The 17,146-nt window shown below is 45.1% G+C and carries 17 protein-coding genes, 1 pseudogene and 1 riboswitch; of the genes and pseudogenes, 3 read left to right on the top strand and 15 right to left on the bottom strand.

The genetic code is table 11. The features are described 5' to 3' along the window. Positions 1-248: 248 nt before the first annotated feature. A complete protein-coding gene (locus SALPA_RS25825; RefSeq protein WP_145100855.1) occupies positions 249-470 on the bottom strand; it encodes a hypothetical protein in 222 nt (73 codons plus the stop codon). 69 nt (positions 471-539) lie between these two features. Beyond that, positions 540-688, bottom strand: a riboswitch (cobalamin riboswitch). A 128-nt stretch (positions 689-816) separates the two neighbouring features. Here SALPA_RS25825 and SALPA_RS30620 point away from each other — a divergent pair. Continuing rightward, positions 817-984 (top strand): hypothetical protein, encoded by a 168-nt coding sequence (locus tag SALPA_RS30620; RefSeq protein WP_222428123.1) that lies wholly within the window; start codon positions 817-819, stop codon positions 982-984. A 368-nt stretch (positions 985-1,352) separates the two neighbouring features. Here the strand turns inward: SALPA_RS30620 and SALPA_RS25820 are convergent, their stop codons facing one another. The 14 genes and pseudogenes from SALPA_RS25820 to SALPA_RS25760 form a co-directional block, all read right to left on the bottom strand. Then, positions 1,353-1,769 (bottom strand): energy transducer TonB, encoded by a 417-nt coding sequence (locus SALPA_RS25820; protein ID WP_255451364.1) that lies wholly within the window; start codon positions 1,767-1,769, stop codon positions 1,353-1,355. Positions 1,770-1,869: 100 nt separating this feature from the next. Next, entirely contained in the window at positions 1,870-2,043 is a 174-nt protein-coding gene (locus SALPA_RS29310) for a hypothetical protein (RefSeq protein WP_222428122.1), read from the bottom strand. A 281-nt stretch (positions 2,044-2,324) separates the two neighbouring features. Next, entirely contained in the window at positions 2,325-4,070 is a 1,746-nt protein-coding gene (locus SALPA_RS25815; protein WP_145100848.1) for an ABC transporter ATP-binding protein, read from the bottom strand. Between the two features lies 1 nt (position 4,071). Further along, complete coding sequence (locus tag SALPA_RS25810) at positions 4,072-5,859, bottom strand: ABC transporter ATP-binding protein (RefSeq protein ID WP_145100845.1); 1,788 nt, start codon at positions 5,857-5,859, stop codon at positions 4,072-4,074. A 111-nt stretch (positions 5,860-5,970) separates the two neighbouring features. Next, positions 5,971-7,947 carry a TonB-dependent siderophore receptor gene (locus SALPA_RS25805; protein ID WP_145100842.1) on the bottom strand — a complete coding sequence of 659 codons (1,977 nt, stop codon included), beginning with the start codon at positions 7,945-7,947 and terminating at the stop codon, positions 5,971-5,973. A gap of 63 nt (positions 7,948-8,010) precedes the next feature. After that, the gene (locus tag SALPA_RS25800) at positions 8,011-8,586 is read right to left on the bottom strand and encodes an MptD family putative ECF transporter S component (RefSeq protein WP_255451363.1); all 576 of its coding nucleotides are present in this window, start codon (positions 8,584-8,586) and stop codon (positions 8,011-8,013) included. 48 nt (positions 8,587-8,634) lie between these two features. Further along, the gene (locus tag SALPA_RS25795) at positions 8,635-10,062 is read right to left on the bottom strand and encodes an ABC transporter ATP-binding protein (RefSeq protein ID WP_255451362.1); all 1,428 of its coding nucleotides are present in this window, start codon (positions 10,060-10,062) and stop codon (positions 8,635-8,637) included. A gap of 28 nt (positions 10,063-10,090) precedes the next feature. Beyond that, positions 10,091-10,822 carry an energy-coupling factor transporter transmembrane component T gene (locus SALPA_RS25790; protein ID WP_145100833.1) on the bottom strand — a complete coding sequence of 244 codons (732 nt, stop codon included), beginning with the start codon at positions 10,820-10,822 and terminating at the stop codon, positions 10,091-10,093. Positions 10,823-11,136: 314 nt separating this feature from the next. Beyond that, positions 11,137-12,123 carry a helix-turn-helix transcriptional regulator gene (locus SALPA_RS25785; protein ID WP_255451361.1) on the bottom strand — a complete coding sequence of 329 codons (987 nt, stop codon included), beginning with the start codon at positions 12,121-12,123 and terminating at the stop codon, positions 11,137-11,139. A gap of 65 nt (positions 12,124-12,188) precedes the next feature. Further along, the gene (locus SALPA_RS25780; protein WP_145100827.1) at positions 12,189-12,872 is read right to left on the bottom strand and encodes an energy transducer TonB; all 684 of its coding nucleotides are present in this window, start codon (positions 12,870-12,872) and stop codon (positions 12,189-12,191) included. Positions 12,873-12,877: 5 nt separating this feature from the next. Further along, positions 12,878-13,289: pseudogene (locus SALPA_RS25775) on the bottom strand (ExbD/TolR family protein). Continuing rightward, positions 13,276-13,476: a MotA/TolQ/ExbB proton channel family protein gene (locus SALPA_RS25770; RefSeq protein WP_145100824.1), complete on the bottom strand. Its 201-nt coding sequence runs from the start codon at positions 13,474-13,476 to the stop codon at positions 13,276-13,278. Before SALPA_RS25770 ends, SALPA_RS25775 begins: the two are co-directional and overlap by 14 nt. After that, on the bottom strand, positions 13,451-13,606 hold the full coding sequence (locus tag SALPA_RS30615) for a hypothetical protein (RefSeq protein WP_222428121.1): 156 nt from the start codon (positions 13,604-13,606) through the stop codon (positions 13,451-13,453). Before SALPA_RS30615 ends, SALPA_RS25770 begins: the two co-directional genes overlap by 26 nt. A 435-nt stretch (positions 13,607-14,041) precedes the next feature. After that, complete coding sequence (locus tag SALPA_RS25760; protein WP_145100821.1) at positions 14,042-14,509, bottom strand: efflux RND transporter permease subunit; 468 nt, start codon at positions 14,507-14,509, stop codon at positions 14,042-14,044. Positions 14,510-14,855: 346 nt separating this feature from the next. Here SALPA_RS25760 and SALPA_RS25755 point away from each other — a divergent pair, with 346 nt between their 5' ends. Then, complete coding sequence (locus SALPA_RS25755) at positions 14,856-15,752, top strand: MoxR family ATPase (RefSeq protein ID WP_222428120.1); 897 nt, start codon at positions 14,856-14,858, stop codon at positions 15,750-15,752. Further along, positions 15,733-17,112, top strand: a complete 1,380-nt coding sequence (locus SALPA_RS25750) for a VWA domain-containing protein (RefSeq protein WP_145100819.1) — start codon at positions 15,733-15,735, stop codon at positions 17,110-17,112. The genes SALPA_RS25755 and SALPA_RS25750 overlap by 20 nt, the downstream gene beginning before the upstream one ends. Positions 17,113-17,146: the final 34 nt, after the last annotated feature.

Below are 17,146 nucleotides of genomic sequence, written 5' to 3'. Positions count from 1 at the left end.
TTGCCATGAATTGTCAATTACTTCTTTGCTGAATTATTCAGTCTGACTAAATATATCTTATAATTATCAAGCGAACCCTATGGCGACTCCGCTAGGATTCGAACCTGCGATCTTTTGATTCGTAGTAAAATGGAAATTTTCACTGTTGACTCTGTTACGATACCATGTCGCCTTTTTTATGAGGGCGGTAAAGGCCAAGCATAGCGTTTCTTTTTCCTTACGCTGCATCCGCACCGGCTCACAGCCGGTTATTTTTTCGTGTCGATTTTGAAAAAGGCATTATAATCAGCGACAGCCTTGTTGGCGCTTTCGATGGCGGCGTTTCGTTCCTTGATGACCAGATTGGCGTCGTTGGTCGCGGCGTCAATGTAGATCTGGGACGCTTTTAGATAGGCATCCACTGCGGCAATGTAAGCGGCGGTAGCCTTGGCGTCCTCTATCGAGGCCGGCGGGGTCGGCAGCTGCGGCAACGGCCAGGCCGGCCACACTCATTGCAAAGAAAATCAACACGGCATAGATTCTTTTTTTCATTGTCTTTCCCTCCTCACTGATGGTTTCAGACAGTCGCCACAAAATAAAAAAGAAGCCACCCTGCTGCCAACCTTCCCAAGACGCGTATGTCTCAGTGGCATATCCTGGCTTTGCTCCCCATTACAGTGGCGGGACCGCGCCGGCTTTCAACCGGCTTTTCTGTTAGGCCCTTACGGACACCTGTACCAAAATTTAGTTTATTAATTAGTTTTTCTTTATTTTCTTTGCTGTCCAAATTTTACCACATATACCGCCTGCTGTCGAGCGGTTTCGCCCTATTTTGTTGTGTTTTTTGTTTATTCTTGCTTTTTTGACATACGGCTTGTTCTCACTATCATAGCCGGAGCGGCAGTGGCTCCGGCCATGGGAGAAATCGACAAGGCGTTTTCGGGTGAAAGTCAAATCATGATTAAACTAATTCTCTGCTGCCGGCCGCCGGAGTTTGTGTTCTAACCACTTTTTCTCGTATGGGCGGATTCCGGGCGGGCCGCCCGGTCCGGCAGACCGCCTTCTCCATGACAGCGCGTTGCGAATCAGGATATCTCTGATAGGCTGAACGAATTAAGTCAATCAAAACCTAGTCTTACAATGGTTAAAGAGAACGCGGTGCAGGTCCCTATCCCGGCTTATAAACTTAAAATACGGGAAGGATACTGACAGTTTTGGTTGAAATGATACTATAACCTTTATATTTAAAGCAATAGTGAACTCGTTTCAGCATAGCTGAAACGAGTTCACTGTCTACCTCCATTAATTACAAATTTCCGTCCTGGCTGGTATGAAAATTGATGTCTTTTATACTGATTAACCTCAACTATACCTTATTTTTGCTCCGTAGCCTGCACATTTTCATTGGTTATCGGTTCCTCTGGCAGATATTTTTCTACTTTAACCTGTAAAGGCAAAATGAATGAACTGGCTACCGCCTGATGATCACTAGTATAAGCCGGACTAAATACCGATTGTTTTACTGATTCTATTACGGCCTGATCAAAAGCCTCATCACCAGAACCTGTAATTATTTTTATATCGCTAGCTATTGTTCCGGCTTCAGCTATTGTCGCCTTTACTTTGACCAATATTGTTTGTTCCGAGTATTTTTCCCTCATTTCCGGTGAAAGAGAAATCGGCGCTAAAGTAATAATTTTAGGAGGAGTCATCGTAGAATTGGTACTCGCCATAGCCGGAACTGCTATCCCAATAACTAGTAATAAAATGGTTGCAATGATTAATCGCATTTTAGAGAAATACCTCATGCAAAACACCCTCTCTTTTCTTTCTTTTTTTGATATCTTCGGTATCAGGAATAAAACTCCTGCTCACTTCTGTCCCACATAGCTAAAATAGGTCACTATTTATGTTCTTTCCCAGCCTCAGCCGGTTCAGGCCTGGTGCCGCTTTATACAAGACGGCGTACATCACCGGCAACACCAACAGTGTTAATACAGTGGCAGCGAAAAGTCCTTCATAAATTGAAGTATCAAGGATTTCCTTCACCTGTGTAACACCCATTTCTTGCAGTGGGCGGATCAGTGTTAAAATCGCTATTGGGCATGGTCACGACCTTACCGGTTTTCCATTCTTTCAAAGAGTATTTTGACATTACCCCTAAACAGTACCGTCAGAGTGGCGTTTTGCCGGCAAAGCCTCAAGCAATGGAAAAAAGTCTTTAATATCCCGGCAAATTGGTTACCGATTTGGCAACAAATTCCCCAAAGCAACTAAAGCTGCTATTTGTCAGTTGCATACAAATAGCAGTTTTTTTGTTTGTGAATCTGTTTTGCTTACTTATTTTATATGCTCCAGCCTTCCGCTGTTTTTCGTATTGCTATGAACCGCTTATAAACGCCTTCCTGTTTCATGAGCTCCTCATGAGTTCCTCGCTGCGCAATGCGGCCATCATCGACCACAAGGATCTGATCTGCATTCCGGATGGTGGCTAAACGGTGGGCAATGATGATCATCGTTTTACCATGTACCAAAGCACTGATCGCTGTTTGAATTGTATGCTCGTTTTCCGGGTCCACGCTGGCGGTTGCCTCATCCAGAATAACAATCGGCGCATTCTTCAGCATTGCCCTTGCGATTGAGATGCGCTGTTTTTCACCGCCGGAAAGAGTAGAACCACCGTCGCCAATTACTGTTTGATATCCGTCAGGCAGATTGATAATAAAGTCGTGACAGCAGGCTTTTTTTGCTGTTTCCACAATTTCTTCAAAGGTGGCCTCCGGTTTTCCAAACCGAATATTATTCAGTACTGTATCATGGAACAAATACACCTTTTGAAATACCATGCTGATATTTTTAAGAAGGCTGTCACAAGTCATAGCTTTTACATCGACGCCGCCTACAGAGATACTGCCTTGATCAACATCATAGAATCTGGCAAGCAAACTGCATATTGTCGATTTGCCGCTTCCTGAGGGGCCAATGATTGCTGTAGTCATATTCTCCGGGATGCTGAACGATACATTCTTTAACACAGCCCGCTGTTCATAGGCGAAAGTGACATCCTGAAACTGAATATCATAGGTAGATAACTTTATCTCTTTGCTGTATTGATCAATAAATTTAGCCTGTTCGATGCCAGCTAATTTATCCAGGGTGGCATCAATCATTTCCAATACATGGGCGGCGTTATTTATTGTTTCAATCTGACCAAAGATGACAAAAGAGAATATTACCATCATGAGCATGGTCGGGATATCCATCGCTCCATTTACAGCCAATAGTGCCGAGGCAAGAACAATTCCTATCGATGCCGCCTTAAGCGACAACAAATGGAGGCAATTATAAGGAACATAATTCTTTTCAATTTTTATACTAATGCTCCTACTTATCTGATAAGCCTTGCGAATTCCCTCCTGGGAAACTCCAGCCTGCTTAAACGCCTTAACTACAGGCATTCCTCTGATATACTCAATTGTAGCTGCAATCATGCTATCCTGTGCCTTTTGATGCACCGGTGCATTTTCTTTGCTCTTATTTCCCAACAATGCTAAGAACAAGGCAGACAGCAGTATCCCTGTTAGCGCAATCAAAGCAACCCAGATATTATAAAAAGCCAGACAAAACACCATTGTCACTGCGCTAATATATCCATTTACAACAACATCGATCATTTTCATCCCGAACATCTCAATATATGATAAATCTGTTGTTACAGCCGCGGCAATTTCTCCGGCATTCTGCTTACTAAAGAAGCCTAAAGAAACCCGTTTTAAGCTGGCGCCAATTGCAATTCTTTGTTCTGCCGCCACTTCATAACCAATACTTTCCTGCGAGGCAGCGCGCAGATAAGCAAACAGAAACCTGCCTGCTACAGTAAAGATCATAAACCCTAACATATAGAATACCCAGTCTATTGTCAGCGTGCTGCTGCCATTCATGTCGGCTATGATGAGATTCAGTCCATATGCAGCTCCCATAATCGGCATCGCTGCAAACATGCTATGAAAGAAGGAATATACAAAGCCGCTGTACAAGCGCTTTTTCCGCTGCCCGGACCACTCAATAATTCGTTGTATTGATCTGAACATATCACTTTACAGCTCCTTTCTCATTGTTAGCTGCCCAGTTCTTTGCACCGATATGAGCTTCCCACATGTCCCGATATAGTTCGCAGCCCTTAAGCAGCTTTTCATGTGTACCGGTCTTGGCAATATGCCCTTTTTCCATAACGACAATTTGATCTGCATTGCTAATCGTTGACAGCCGGTGCGCAATAACCAATAAGGTTTTATCTTTAGTAAGGGCGGCAATAGATTTTTGTAGTTTATCTTCATTTTCCGGGTCGGTAAAAGCGGTTGCTTCATCCAGGATAACAATTGGCGCATTTTTTAAGATGGCTCTGGCGATGGCAATTCGCTGCTTTTCTCCACCTGATAACTTCCCTCCTGCCTCTCCGGCATTGGTATCATACCCGTTAGTTAAATTGCGGATAAATTCATCACAACAAGCTGCTCTTGCTGCTGCTATTACTGCTTCATCAGAAGCCTGGGGATTGCCAAGGCGGATATTTTCCCTAAGCGAGCAGTTAAACAGGAAATTGTCCTGAGTTACGAAACTTACCGTATCGGCAAGTTGTGTCAGTGGCAGTTTTTTTATATTAACACCGCCTATTTTGATTTCGCCGCTCCCGACATCCCAAAAACGCGCAATCAGCCTCGCAACTGTTGATTTTCCCCCGCCGGAAGGACCAACCAACGCTGTAAAGGTCCCTTGTGCGAGCTTTAGATTAACGGTCTGGAGTACGTTGTTTTCCATACACGTAGGGGAATTTTTATCTGCATCATAAGAAAAGGATACATTATGAAGCTCAATATCATACTGCTTAAGCTTTGCTGGTTCATTCGCATTGTCAAGTTCCTTTAGGTTTAAAAATTCAGCTGCATCCTTCACAGCATATTCTATGGCCTTTGCATCATTCACAAATACCGTGAAGCTGGCTAACGGTGCTACTATTCCCAAAGACAATATCAAACACATCGTAAGCTCTGCCGGACTTAAGGAGCCATTCAGATACAGATACATGCCGAATGGCATCGTACCAAGCAAGGTTGACGGCAAAACCGCTCCACCAAAGTTCATAAGTTTCCAGGTACTTCTAAACCAATTGAATGTATACGCTTTAAAAGACTCTACTGCTTTTTCAAACTTTTCATAAGACGAGGTGGACTGGTTAAATGCCTTGATGACTTCAATGCCTTCTACATATTCTACAATTACGCTGTTTACATAGCTGTTGGACTCCATATAATCAGCATACTGTTTATTAAATGTTTTCATCATAATTGCATATGCACCGGCGGCGACCGGCACCGTAACTATTGCTGCAAGTGCCATGCGCCAATCGATCATCATAAGATAAGCAACTACGCCTAGGGGCAAAAGCAGGTTGGAAATACCTTCCGGAATCAGATGGGCCAGCGGAATCTCAATGGTTTCCACCCGGTCTATAATCACATTTTTCAGCTTTCCTACTGTTTGATTGAGCACAGTGCCCAGCGGCGCTTTCATTAATCGGTCAGCAATCCTGAGCCGCATATTCTCTAATATACTATATGCGGAAAAATGCGCGAACATAGTAGATATGGCATAAAAAACGAGCCTTACGATATGCCCGGCAAGACCTATTGCCGCCCAGAATAAGATGCTGGTTACCGTCTGCTTTCCATCAAGAAATAAGATGATGATTTGATATACACCAACATAGGGCACAATTCCGCCCGTGACACTGACAATGGCGCATAGTACCGAAAAAATCATCTTCAGTTTACACTCTGTGGCAAAGGACAACACTATTCGCAGCCAATTGGTTTCTTTCATCTGTATTTTTTCCTCTCCGAGATTTTGCGGTAGCTGCGCTTTCAACAAGAATCGCTATTTGCCATCTGCAGGCAAATAGCGGTTTCTTGTTTCCGGCCCTGCACTTGTGTTCTATATCCGCTGATCAATACCAATAACAATCTGTCTTCCCGCCATTGGATAGAGTCCTGTAAACCCGCTGGCATCTCCGTAGGAGCCATGCAGTTCATAAGCTTCGTCTGTCAGGTTGTATACTTTCAGATAAAGGCGGGTAGCCGGGTTTATCTGATACTTTACTCCCAAATCGACCACCCAGTAGTCTGATGATGTAAACGCCCGTAAATCGCGTCCGGTTGCGCCCCGGAGAGCAAAGTCGGCATCCCATTTGTCCTGTCCGTACTGTAGGCCCAGCCGGTAACCATGCGGCTCATTGTTGTTAAACTCTTCTCGCTCAGTAGCCCCCTGCTCCTCCACTTTTACATAAGAATACCCTGCCGTTACCTGCCATTGCGGCGATAACCGGCGTTTCAGACTAATATCCAGCCCTCGTCTTTTCAATTCAGCTATATTTTGCCACTGATACTTATTTGTCCCAACCATAATATAATCAAGTGCATCGTTAAGACGACTGCTAAACACGCTGGCCTGGAGCTCGGTTCCCGCGGCCAGGCGGGTGTTCATCCCCAGTGTGATCACATCGCCGGTTTCCGGCTTGAGGTTCAGATTGGGCACCATGAAACCGCCCCCATAGACATCTGCAATGAACGGCGTTTTGAATATCTGTCCCCAAGAGGCAAAAACATTGGTGTTCTGATTGAGTTCACGATTTGCTGTAATACGGGCCGTGGTTTTATCGCCGAACAAGGTGTAATCATCATAGCGCACCCCGGCTGTCACCGACCAGTTTTTCGGCAGCCGCCAGTTATTTTCTAAAAAGAAGGCCCTATTGGATATTTTTTTGTCGCTGTAATTGTATCCCTGAACCCCCATAAACGAAATCGGATACTCCACGGAATCGGCCGTGACCTCACGCCAGGACGCGCCGCCCAGCAGTGTATAGGTATCACTGAGCTGCCAGGTTTGCTGCCATTCCGCGCCGTCAGCCTGATTCGTATATGACAGCCCGTTAAAATAATAATCGGGATACGTATAGTCCATATGCCGATCGTAATTATATGTAAGATAGTTGCGGTACACTCGAATAAAATTATTGTTTTTTTCTCCCTGATTCCAGCGATAGGTTAAAGCAACATTATTCTCGACATAGGGTTGCACTATATTGGCAAAATAGTTGGTACTTCCACCAGATTTGGCGAAGAGAATGGCATCTGGCATGACATTAAAGCCTTTCCGGCCGTCGGTATGATCAATGGTCAGAGTAAGTGAACGGTCATTGCCGAATTCTTTATCCAGCCGTATTCCCAGTTTATCCTGATCCAGGGCAGTATTTAAGGCTCTGGCGTCCTGACCGTCAGACCTTTTATAGTGATAGTCATCCTGGCGTTCCCGTTCAAAATTGATGCGGTAGCTGAAATCACCGACCTTATTCTCGGTAGTCAGTTTATACCGGCGCAAACCCCAACTGCCGCCTTCCGCCGAATAACGGGTGACCGGTTCGGAGCTTTTACGGGTGATGATATTGATGACTCCGCCTACCGCGTCGCTGCCATACAGGGCGGAAGCAGGCCCTCTGACGATCTCGACCCTTTCAATGCTGTCCACGCTGGGTAAATAGTCAAGATTTGCGCCGGACTGCCCCATGTGCATTCCCCCGCCTTTCCAGTTGACTTCGCGGCCATCGACCAAAACCAGCACGCGTACGTCGCCATTAATGGTAGGAACACTGGCGGTACGGTCATTCTGCATTGTCACGGTAGTCTTTTTCAAGATATCCGGTACACTGACTGCCCCGCTTTTTTCAATTTCTTCACGGGTAACAACGGTCACACTGGCTGCCGTTTCCGTCTTTTTTACCGGCATCCGGCTGGCCGTAACCACATACTCGTCCAGATTGAATTCCTGTTCTTCAGCAAACGCCGCCGATCCGGATAATAATACAGCCCCGCTCACCAGAACGCTGAGTAAACGCTGTTGCTGCTTTTTCTTCATAACATCACCTCATCATTATAATCAAAAGCGAATCAGTAAACGAACACACACCGCTTTCTCCGGTTATGCAATACCTGCTTTTTTAAAATGTGTGCGCAGCAACCGCCGGCCCCATAAGCTGCCCACATAAGCGGCAATCACGGTAAGCAGACAAATAATAACCAGCAGGGTCGGATTCATATAATCCAGGCATTGTTGAAGGATAGACAATTGCTCTGCTCCATTTGCCGCCTGCTGCGCCAGGTAGGCTTCCTTCATAAAGGTAAGCGGAAAGCTTTCCCCCACGGCAAATCCCAGCATGTAACAAGCAAAGCCAGTTGCCGCCGCAGCAAACTTTTCTCTTCCCAGCAGTTCAAAGACCAGCTCTCCCAAAACACCTCCCAGAAAAATGCTCAGTCCAAACATACCGGCCGGTGCCATGTTAATCATAACCAACCCCAGCAAAGCGCCACTGATGACGAATACTCCGCGCAGCGGCGCTTTGGTCAGCATTAGCATAAAGATTATTCCTCCCGGTATCGCTAAAATGACCGGCATGAAGATAAGAATCACAGGAATGAGGCCAATGGTAAACCCCAGCAGCATAAAAATTCCGATGATTAATGCATTGAAAATACCAATAGTAATCAAATAGCGCACCGTCTGACTGTTGGTTGTTTTTGCAGTTATGGTAATTCCCCCTTTTTTTCATTGCATACTAAGACTGCCGTCTGCCGTCAAATACAATATTTTATCAAAGGTGTTTTCCGCAAATTCGTCATCATGCGAAACTACAAAAATGCATCGCCCCGCGTGCGCCATTGTTCTTATGGCCTGACTAACCTTTGCCATGTTTTCCCCATCCAAGCCGCTGGTAGGCTCATCCATGTATACAAATTGGGCATTGCGCATGCACGCCAGCGCAATCGCCAACCGCTGCTTTTGGCCGCCGGACAGAGCAGCAGGATGAATCTCTGTAACGTTTCCCAGCTGAAAAAAACGGAGATACTGCGTTGCTTTCTCCTCCATACTTTGTGGTTCTTTACATCCCAGCAGCAGCTCATCCCATACACTGGGGGAAAAAAGCTGGTAATCGACATCCTGCATTACATAAAAGGAACTTGCAATTCGCGCTTTGGCGCCGGCCGGTTTTCCCTCAATCCGGATTTCTCCCCTGCTTTGTTTTTCCAGTCCCATCAGCACACGCAGCAGGGTGCTCTTGCCAACGCCATTTTTGCCCATGATACCGACAACTTCACCGCGATAAGCGCATAAGGAGATGTTATCCAAAATCGGTTTCCCTCTCATATAGCCAAAAGATAGATCCAGGGCCTGCAGCAAAGGAGATTCGCCGTCTGCCCGCTGGCGCAGCACAGGGACTCCCAGCTGCCGGATCGTCTGCACCAAGCAACGCAAGCCTCTATCCCGGAACCACTGATTCGGCTTTGCAAAAAAATCCCTGCCGCTTAATTCCTCCTTCAGCTTCCCGTCTTCCAGCAAAATCACACGGTCAACCACAGCTTTTAAATAGGACAGTTTGTGTTCAGCAATAATAATGGTATGGCCTTGGGTTTTGAGCGTCTGCAGTATAGCGAGCAGCTGCCCGGTCGCTGCTGCGTCTAAATTAGCGGATGGTTCATCAAGCACATAAACCTCCGGGTCCAAGGTATACACAGCTGCCACGGCTACTTTTTGCTTTTCACCGCTGGAAAGCGCCAAAATCGGCCGCGGCAGCAGCTCTTTCAGGTTTAAATCCTGCACGCTCTTCGTTATTTGAGCCTGCATCGCACCTCTTCCAACCCCATAATTTTCACTGGGAAAGGCCAGTTCGCTGCTAACATGCAAGGTGAAAAACTGGGAGCGCGGGTCCTGAAAAACCGAGCCTACCTTGCGTGATATTTCGCGAATGGATGCCGTACTGATATCCAATCCACCAACAGAAACTTTCCCCGTTAGCTCAGCGTCAAAGAAATTCGGTATTAAACTGTTGACACAGCGAGTTACCGTTGTTTTCCCACAGCCGCTTTTGCCGGTTAAGACTACAAATTCGCCTTGCTTTACATCCAGACTGAAACCCGCAAGGCTTTCCTGATCACGATTGCGGTAAGTCACATGCACATCCCGGAATTGAATCACCGTTTTTAAAATTCTCCCTTCTACCTAATTAACCGGACATAAACAGCTGCTTATGCATAACAATAAATGTCACTGCGACCACGGCAAAGATAACGCAGCAAATGGCATCCTGTTTGTCAAAGCATACTCTGGTGCAGGACGTTCTTGGATGCCTGGCATCAAGCCCTTTGCACAACGCTGCCGCCGATAATTCATCTGCCAGTTTACTGCTGCGTACAAGCAACGGAATCATGAACTTTTCTATTGTCATTACCGGGTGTAACAGCAGCCCCATAACTGATGGTTCCAGCCCTCTCATTTTTAAACTATCATTGATATGTGCGATTTCGTACCTCACTGTGGGGATATAACGGTAGACTACCGTTAAGGGAATAATCAACATTTTGGGAACTCGCAGCTGTTCCAATGCTGCAATTAATTCATTCATGGCCGTTTTTTCCACCAGAATGCTGTAGGCCATATACAGCGGAATAAGCCTGAACAAAAGCAAGATAACCATGGCAACAACCATACTGATCAGTGGTATTGATATCAGCCCAAGACATGCATTGAGTACCAATAAGACCGCATAGAATGCCACAAAATAACCAGCGACAGATATCATTTTCTGCCAAACCATGACCGCAGCAAGAATGGCAAACAAACTGAAAAGCTCACTGCGACTCCCGCAGAGAAAAGTCAATAAGGATACGATCATAACCAGAAACAACCAGACCCGGGGATCAGGCTTAGAAGCTTTAAATACAATTACATCATTCACGCTTTCACCTCCCCATTCATTGCTTTACAGGTGATATTGATAATTATTATCAATATCACCTGTAAAGCATACTAAAAAACGGCAGTTCATCTCTACCTGTAAAAGGATTTGATGAACACTAAACGGATTTTTTACCCACTAAAGAAAACACGGCTTGCGCCGCCTTGGGCTAAGATGACAGCCTACGTTGCCTTTACCCGGGGAAAGTTATACTTTCTATCAGCGAGTCTGCTTAAAAAACAAGTGATATGGACTGGAACAGTCCATATCACTTGTTTTTTAAGCAGACTCTATCTTATAAACGAGCAACTTGCCTATCCCCTTTGCGATAGAAGATATTCACTCGGGGTTATACCAAATTTTTTGCGAAATGCCAGTGCGAAATAACTGGCATTAGCATAACCGATATGAGATGCCGTTTCACTCACATTGAATTGCTTTTCCTCAAACAGTTGTTTTGCCAGTTCCAGTCTTTTAGTTACAACATAAGCATGCACGGTTTGACTAAACAATTGTTTAAATCCATTTTTCAACTTGAATTCATTCAGGCAAATCAGTTTTGCCAACCCGGCAAGAGTTGGCGGCGAAACAAAGCTTTGATCCAAAATTTGCTTTGCCTGATAAATACATTTTACATCCTGCCGGGAGAGGTGCGGGTAACCTCCGGGCATCGTTTCCTGCTGACAGATGATCTCATTCAGATAAACTGCCATAAATTCAAGCAGCTTTCCTTCCATATAGATCGTCCTTACCAAATCATTATAAGGACAATTGAGCAATTGATGCAGTACTGTTTTCATCGCCAGTGACAGTTTATGCGTGGAAAAAGTTGTATTGAGGGCTAACAAACGCCGCATCGCGGTTGATAAACCATCGTCGTCACAAGCCTTGAGTTTATCTGGATAGATTTCCACCGTGACAATCCATTGCCGCACATTGGGGGGAAATATAACACGCTTCAGATCGGTTGCACTAAAGGCAAGAAATTGAGCGGGATTTACAATCAGGTTTTTATCCTCCAGCACAAATTCCCCTGCCAGACAAATATAAAGCACCCTGCGCGGCATGCCAAAATTCATGCCGCCGCACATGGTATCACGAAATGTAAATTCAGTCTCTCTGATTCGGGCACAAGGACAGGTTAACAATTGCTTTACTTTCCCACTGCCAAAGTCGTGGGTAAATGAGAGAGAATTCATACTGTCCTGGGCAGAGTACATCAAATGTCTCCTGTTGTTATAAAACAACCAATGCTCTTCCGGTTTATTATCTGTTTGCCTTTCCGTTTGCAATCCATTCACAGCAGTTTCTCCTTTTGGGTAAAAGTGCATTTCCCACCTCCTTTGCTAAGGATTACCTAGCCGGATTAACCGTTTAAACGAAAAGATACGGGAATTGTGGTGACGCATGCGACTGTCCGCCCGGTATCCCGGTTGCGAGCCGGTACAAACCGCCATTGCTGTACGGCATCTATTGCCGCTTCATCCAAAGAATCATTGCCAGATGTCCGCAGCAGCACTATGTTCCCTGGATTCCCGTTCTCCAAAACCTGAACTTTCACTACCACAGTTCCATTTATTCCAGCTTGCCGGGCCGCGTGCGGATAAACAGGTTCTACCCTGCTCAGTACACCGGGTGGAGCTATCCCGCCGCTTTGACTGCCGCTTGGTACGCTGCTCCCGACGTCCGCAGCCGCCGTTACCGCTTCTGCCTCTCCTGTGCCAACAACAGGTTCAGTTGGCGCAGGAGCCGAAGCCGCCGACACTTGATTGACAGCAACCGGCTGTGGAGTGATCCGGGGTTGGTGTGCCGCTGCTGGGGCGGTAAGTGCCGGCTGAGTATTAGTTTGCTGCACCTCAGGCGCCGGTATATTTTTTGCGACCGTGGCCGCCACCTGCGGTTCGTTTTGGAAATCCAGTTCGATATATTGTTCGTTGATTACTGTCTCAGGAAATAAGCCGGCGAACAAATGCCCGGAACCTGCCAGCAATAAAAAATGAACAAAAACAGATATCGCTGTTGCCCGCCGCCAACTCATGCCGACTACCATACCAATTACCTCGCTTTCACTTCGGCTGCCACCGCTACCTTGCGGGCGCCGGCCAGTTTCAGTACATCTAAAACGTTGATAACCTGACCATATTCCACTTGTTTATCAGCCTGGAGGACAAATACTTTGTCAGGCTGACCGGCGACTTCCATTCCTACCCTCTTTTTTATCAGCGCCAGCGGAAGTTCTTCCTGTTCAAACAGTATCCACCCATCCTGCGTGACAGTAACATTAATATTGCGCTGTGTATCCTGCTGTACGGCAGTCGCCTGCGGCAGGCTGACCGGCATAGTATGCTGCTCCACCATGTATAATGTACTCATCATGAAAAAAACCAGCAAAAAAAAGTATAATATCAATCATCGGAATAACCATCAGTTGTGGCTGCTCTTCCACCCGCAAGCTACGCAATCTCATGATTTTGCCTCCGCACCGGCCAATTTCGCAGAGAAGCGATAACAACAGCACAGGTTTGTTCCATATCGGTAACCAGGCGATCCAGACGCTGAGTAAAGATAATATTGGCGACAAACGCCAGTACGGCAACACTTAGGCCGGTAGCAGTCGCCACCAACGCCTCACCGACACCACCGGTAATGGCCATCGGCTGTCCGGACTGGATAACTACTCAAATAATTAAGATAGGCTCTGAGCCGTGCTGCCGTAATCACAGCAGCATTCTCCAATACTCCATGCACATCATCTCCCTGCTGATAAGCCTGTAGTCCCTGCAAAGTTATCTGGGATATTGCCGCCGGCATTTGTTCGCAAAATATTATTTAAATAATAGGTTATAAGCAGTAAATTTCAGAGCTGTTTATAGCGATAATGATTATCATTATCGCTATAAATTATAACCTATGACACTAAAAATTTCAAATATATTCCTGATATTTAATTAAAAAATTTTTACTCCTTTAGATACAACGCACCGCCTTGAAAATAGTACCTCTACCAGAAAAAATCTCGGATATGCCATTACTAAGCGCATCGAAAGAAAGGTCCTTCCAAAGAACACCGTCCTGATCCAATTGTACAGATGGGGCTTCTGATGGACTCAAATGGTATTCCCATGGCTTTTAATATTATTTCCGGCGGTGAAAGTGAAAAAACCTCTCTCATTCCTATCATTCGCAGGGTGAAAAAAGACTACTCTATAGAACGGATAATTACACATCCTGCACCGAGGTATTGAAAAATTTCATTCTGTCCCGGTCCACTGTTAGTTTGAATTCAGGAACCCCTACCCGGTAATTACTCCGAATATCTTTGATGCCTGTAACCTTGGTCAGGTTTTTTTGCATTTGATAGGAAGCTTTAATCAAGCTATCCATATCTGATCCCAACAAATAAATCAGCAGTGAGGAGTGCTCTTCTCCACCACCTGTTGAAATACCGGCTACTGATGACTTTGATTCAGAAATTCGTACCGCTGCTTGTGAAAGATTATTTTTAGCAAAGCTTCTGGTAGCATCAGTAATTTGCCAAACACTGCGACTACGTTCTCTTTTACCAACAAGCTGCACGGTCAGCTTGGCTTTATTACTGCTGATCAACCCTACATCACTTAAACAATAAGTCACTTCCGGGATTGACAGTACATACTGCTCTAACTCAGCCACTACCGCATCTGTCATCTCCAGATTAAATCACCATTGCCTACCTTGTTATCCAGCCTCAGGGTATACGCATTTTGATCAACACCTGTATAATCGTCTTACCACTGCCATCGGTATAATTGTCTAAATGTTTTTTAATATTTAGTAAGTGCAGATGGACATTACTCATTCGATATATATATTTATTTGCGCAAATTAGGGGATTCTAGCTAAAACCCCGGAACGTATAGCTTTTAATCACTTTTCAATTCTAATCGTCAAGCGGCATTTAATTTGCTATACTAGTAAAAAAGCGAATCATGATTTGAGCACAATATACAATAGTGCTATCTCATGCATAAGAGCGTACAGAGTAGAGGTAACTATGGAACAAATGACCGTAAACGACTGGGAAGAATTAAAACAAGGCTTGCAGCAGCAAGGCTACATTGCCGATGACAGTACGGCAATGCTTCTATCAATATCGGTATTGTTAAACAAACCAATATTGATAGAGGGACCGGCAGGTGCCGGAAAAACGGAATTGGCAAAAGCTTGGAGCCACTATCTGCACCGAAAACTGATCCGGCTGCAGTGCTATGAGGGAATTGACGAAGCCAAAGCTTTGTATGACTGGAATTATCAGAAACAGTTGCTATACATCCAGGCACAGGGGGCAGCTCCAACGAATTGGTCTGCTACGACTCAGAGTATCTATGCTAAAGAATTTCTGCTGACAAGACCCTTACTGGAAGCCATCAGCAGTAAACTGCCCTCGGTTCTGCTTATTGATGAAATTGATAAAAGTGATGAAGAATTCGAAAGCTTCTTGCTGGAAATACTTTCTGACTGGCAAATATCTATTCCTGAGACTGGAACGGTAACAGCCGCCAGTATCCCATCAGTCATCCTGACCAGCAATAATTCCCGTAATCTAAGTCATGCCTTGCGCCGGAGATGCTTATATCTATACCTGGATTATCCCAGCGAACAAAGAGAACTCGAAATACTAAAGCTGTATTTTCCGACACTTAATGATGTTCTGGGAAAGCAAGCCGTGGCTTTTGTCCGGAGGGTAAGACTGGAAAAATGCAAAAAACATCCAAGCATTAGTGAGGTCATTGACTGGGTAACCGTACTAAGTCATCTGGGTGTACAGGAGCTTTCTGCCGGGACAGTGATCAGCACTGTAAATATCCTTTTGAAGTACCGGGAAGATTGCCTGAACATTATCGAAAAAATGAATCAAAAGGACTGGTTGCGTGGACTACCTAATCTTTGATCTGGCCAGGATTCTCAGGAAGTCAGGCATTTGTGTCAGCACCTGTGAAATCGCCGACAGCATCCAGGTTCTGAACCTGCTAAAAACAAATAAACTGAATAAGTATGCTGTTTATAATCTACTGAATGCAACAATAGTTAAAACCGAGTGGGGCGCCAGATATATTCAACAGCTTGTTGAACTTTTTCTGGAGCCGGACCCCGAGATTGCGACCGACCATACCGGCGTACTATCACCGCAAAATTTTTCATCCTGGGAAGCAGGCTACGGCGAAACAGGTTCTGGCCAAACACAAAGCGGAGCCTCCATAGCGTTATTAACAGAGACGGTACTAAAAAAAGATATTGACTTAATTTATGCCATTGTTAAACGGCATAAATTAAGTCTGGATCTGTACTGTGAGAATCAATCAGAGGCTGTTACCGGCTTTAAGCTGCAAAGCGGCTGGTTTCAAGTATCCGACACCATTGAAGAGTACCTTAAACAAGGAAAGCTTACCCCGGCAGCTTACCAAAATGCGCAGGAAAGCTTGAATCAATGGGAGAACTTTCTTGTCGAAGAATTTGAGCGTCAGCAGGCAACAATCATGAGCCGGGATTATTTGAGCCGGTTGCTGCAACAGCACAACCCAAAGTGTCTCAATTTCCTGGACGTGGCTGATGCAGATCTTGCTCTCATGTCCCGTGAACTGCACAAGCTGGCAAGGAGACTGGCCGTAAAAAAAGGCCGTCGGAGCAAGGCGGCGCAGCACGGCAAAATTAATCTAAGTAAGAGCATAGGACATGCCATGCAAACTGGTGGTATACCATTGAAACTGATAAAATTGGTGAGAAAACCAGCAAAACCTGATATTTGCCTGTTATGTGACATGTCTAACTCAGTCAGGAAATTTAGTTACTTCATGCTGTTGTTTGTATATGCCTTGCAAAAACAATATTCAACGATTCGCTCATTTTTGTTTGTTGATCAATTGCTGGAGGTTACCGATTATTTCAGAGACCAGGATATAGACAGTGTTTTTAGAAAAATAAGCAGTTTAAAGGGGTTTAATCTATCCGGTTTCTCCCATTACGGCAATGTAATCCATCAGTTTACCACCCACCACCTTGGCGTATTACATAAAAATACAACGGTCCTGATTTTGGGAGATGCCAAAAACAACTGGAATACGGTGGATGGCAGTGAAGTTTTGTATAAAATTCGGGAACAGGCAAAGGCCTTGTATTGGCTCAATCCCGTAAAGCAGGAGTTATGGCAGCAAAGCGATTGTATTATAGAAAAATACCGGCCAAGCTGTAACGGTGTCTATCCCTGTGCCACCATCGAACAATTAGAGCGCTTCGTTACCGCTGTTTTTTGATTATCATTGACTTCTTTTGGCCCTTGTAAATTAC

The sequence above is a fragment of the Sporomusa sp. KB1 genome (assembly GCF_007830295.1).
GTDB lineage: Bacteria > Bacillota > Negativicutes > Sporomusales > Sporomusaceae > Sporomusa.
The sequence above is the reverse complement of the archived record's forward strand: the minus strand, read 5'-3'. Positions and strand labels throughout refer to the sequence as shown.